At 32.2% G+C, this 3327-nt stretch carries 4 protein-coding genes; all 4 read right to left on the bottom strand.

The window, feature by feature from the left end:
- Window positions 1-92: 92 nt before the first annotated feature.
- Window positions 93-752, bottom strand: coding sequence for a WG repeat-containing protein (locus GR929_RS21665; protein ID WP_159523907.1), 660 nt, complete (start codon window positions 750-752; stop codon window positions 93-95).
- 15 nt (window positions 753-767) lie between these two features.
- Complete coding sequence (locus tag GR929_RS21670) at window positions 768-2144, bottom strand: SBBP repeat-containing protein (protein ID WP_159523909.1); 1377 nt, start codon at window positions 2142-2144, stop codon at window positions 768-770.
- 217 nt (window positions 2145-2361) lie between these two features.
- Window positions 2362-2823, bottom strand: coding sequence for a hypothetical protein (locus GR929_RS21675; protein WP_159523911.1), 462 nt, complete (start codon window positions 2821-2823; stop codon window positions 2362-2364).
- A gap of 35 nt (window positions 2824-2858) precedes the next feature.
- A complete protein-coding gene (locus GR929_RS21680; RefSeq protein ID WP_159523913.1) occupies window positions 2859-3164 on the bottom strand; it encodes a hypothetical protein in 306 nt (101 codons plus the stop codon).
- Window positions 3165-3327: the final 163 nt, after the last annotated feature.

The following is a 3327-nucleotide window of genomic DNA, read 5'->3' on the forward strand; positions in this document are numbered from 1 at the left end:
TGCAAGCTTTTTCCCTAATTTACTAATAACCTTGCAATTTAACACCTTGAAATCACGGATTTTATTCACACTACCTGTTGATAACCAGTGATTTATTTTGTTTTTAAGGATTGACTAATTAGTTTTTGCTCCCCTTCAAAAGTCCAAACAACAGCTAAGTCAGAAAGAAAAGGGTAACAGGTCTCATAATTTAAAGGAATTACGACTTTGCCATTCTTGTCTATATATCCACAGCTATCATTAAGTGTAACATCAGCTAATCCTTTTGAGAAACTTCCGAATGATTCATCATAAATAAAGTCAATTATTGTGTCTCCCTTGGTGTTTATAAATCCAAATTTCTCTTCTTTATTTCCGACACAAGCGTAGCCTTCGTCAAAAAAGTCTGCATCCCAATATTGAGGTTCAATAATCACACTCCCTTTTTTGTCTATATAACCCCAAAGACTATCAAGCTCAACAGGATAGATACCTTCACTTTCACCTAAAATGTAGTCCCATTTAGGTTCAACGACAATTTCACCTTTCGAATTTATGAGCCCGTATTTATTATTTTGCTTTATCACTGCCATTCTTGTTTGGCAGGATAAGAAAGTCAGTGTTAGTATTGTCAATGAAATGTACTTCATTTTTCTAATTGCAGGTAACGGTAAATTGTATGAGTAGTGGCAGATTGCGTGGTAATTCCCTGTCAAACCGCTACGCAGTTTGAGCGGGTTACAAACCTTGATATTTAGTACTTTGCCTGCCATTACTTATACAAAGTGTTATCGGCTTTTTTTCATCTTCGTATCAATTTTCAACAATAAAATATCGTTGTCATTTTCTGTTTCAAGTGCTAAATTTGATGAGAAAATTATCCTTTTTGAGAATCTCCCCAAACCAACAAGTTTATTATCAAGTTGAGAGTATCTCATTTCCCAAATTTCTGTCATTCCCTCACCAGGCAACATGAATGCTTTATTTATTTTTCCTCTTTTATTTATTTTAGCAATAAATCCTTTTCCCTCTTGTAATGTATTTTCAAGCAAGTATTTTCCTATTTTAATATCATCGTAAAAATACCCTGCCAAGTAACAATTTCCTTTAGAGTCTATTGTTACAGATTGACCTAAATTACTACCTGTTGATTTGAATTTTTTAAACCAAACCAATTTAGAGTCACTTGAATATTTTATCAAATATGCATTTGAATGGCAATTAGGTTCAGGTAAGATGATTTTCCCTTCCACATATATTGAATCAATAAAATCTCCTGTTACATATATATTATCTAAATTATCAATTGCCATATCCCACACTCTATCAAAATGTCCACCTCCAAAAGATTTAATCCAAATTAACTTACCACTTTTACTGAATTTTGATACGAAAACATCATCATATTCATTTGCTACAATAGTTTTATCGTCAATCGTAATTTGATTTCGAATTTCTCCAGATAATACTATTTCTCCCTTACTATCTATCAAGACAGCTGAAGGACTATCATCGTCATTTCCTCCAATATTTCTAGTCCAGAGGAAATCTCCATCTTTATTCAGTTTTGTTAAGAAAATATCTACCTGTCCATTTGATGTAAGTAAATTATCATCGAAATCTATGTTTTCAAAACGCCCAGAAAAAACAATATTATTTTCTTTATCAGTTGTTAACGTTTGGCTATCTGCAAAACTTTTATCTTGATATAATTTGTGCCATAATAAATCTCCATTTGCATTATATTTAACTATAAAGATTCCACCTCCCCGATTATTTTCATATTCAATATTTTCAATAATTGTGGTTAGTCCAGCACCTCCTGTTAAAACAATATTATCTTCATTATCGACAACTACACAGTTTCCTGTTTGTCCCCATTTACCTCCGATAGTTTTAACCCAAAGAAAATTACCATCTTTATCTGATTTTGCTAAATAGCAATCACTATCAAAGGAAGATGATACAACAATATCCTTCCCAAAATTAGCTGTCCCTGAAAAATTACCAGTAGAGTAAATATTTCCTTTGCTATCAACTGCAACTGAAAATCCATTATCCCCTTTTTGGGTATCTCCCGCTTGCTTTATCCAATCAATTTGTGCCCAAATGGGACTAAATTGGATAGAACAAAATATGGTTAATATGTATACTATGTTTTTCATTTTTAAATTGCCGATAACGGAAAATTGTATGTTGTCGGTGCGGAATTCGAGGAGCGGTAGTGTCGACCGACACTAGCAATTGAGCAAGGAGCAGAGGCAACAAGTTTGTGGAACCCCGCACTGGAACATACAAAATGTTACCATTAGTTTTTAAATAGTTTAATCTATGTGTCAATCTGTTATGGTTTAAATTTGTTGATTTTAATTTACAATTAATCTATTGGGAGTCACTCTTGACATTATTACTATTGTTGTTTATTGACTTAAAGACAATAAGTGATGTGTTCTCTTTTAGCCAAATACCTGCGGTCAGTCCTGCTATAAATAATGCAACTGCAATTGTTATTAATTTCCAGTTGTCAACATTTGATAGAACATTTGATTGTGGCTTAGTATAAAGTCCACTCCGTTTTAATTTATCAATGCAGTTATCAATTAGTCCTATCAGTGCCGAATGCTCATTATAAAAAGGTGAATTTTTATTTATGCTGTTTTTGTCTAAGCACCATTCTCCAAAGTGAAATTTTGCAAACGAATAATATTCTCCTGAGTCAAATCCTAGAAAGTCAACTATCATTGACGCTGTCTTACCTTTCCATGCAGCAACATTATCAAATGATTTATCGATAAATTCAGCTTTTTGATTTTTGAGCAATCTTATCGCTTTTTGCTTATTCATTGAATCTTTGTTTTTACTGACAATTAACACTCTGACTAAGTCGTGTGAAATTCAATTACCAACTTTTTATTTGGATTTATCATTGCTTTAGTACATCTTTCTTTAAGATCATCAATCATTTCTTCTTTGCGCATATTAGTTATAGTCTCTACTTCGCAAATAATCTCAATTGCTTCATCAATGTTTTCAAATTCCACGGAGATATCTTCATTGCTATTATCCATTGCAATTTCAGGTCTAAATCCAAATCTATAATTTATGATTAATCCATCTTTACTAAAAATTGGTTTAGCATTTTGAAGGATTGACTCTAATTTGTTTTTCTTTTCTTCTATGTTCATTGTCGAGACTGTATTTTGCTGTAAATGTGGGTTGTCTTTTAAATGTCTAGTCCTAGAATACGGCTACAGGTTAATCATTATTTTAAGCTACGTTTTGAAACACCGAGTTAGGTGTTTTGTACCCTAAAGATACATGAAGCCTTTTGTTATTATATAGTTTAAT

Origin of the sequence: Sunxiuqinia indica, from assembly GCF_009847015.1 — a bacterium.
GTDB lineage: Bacteria > Bacteroidota > Bacteroidia > Bacteroidales > Prolixibacteraceae > Sunxiuqinia > Sunxiuqinia indica.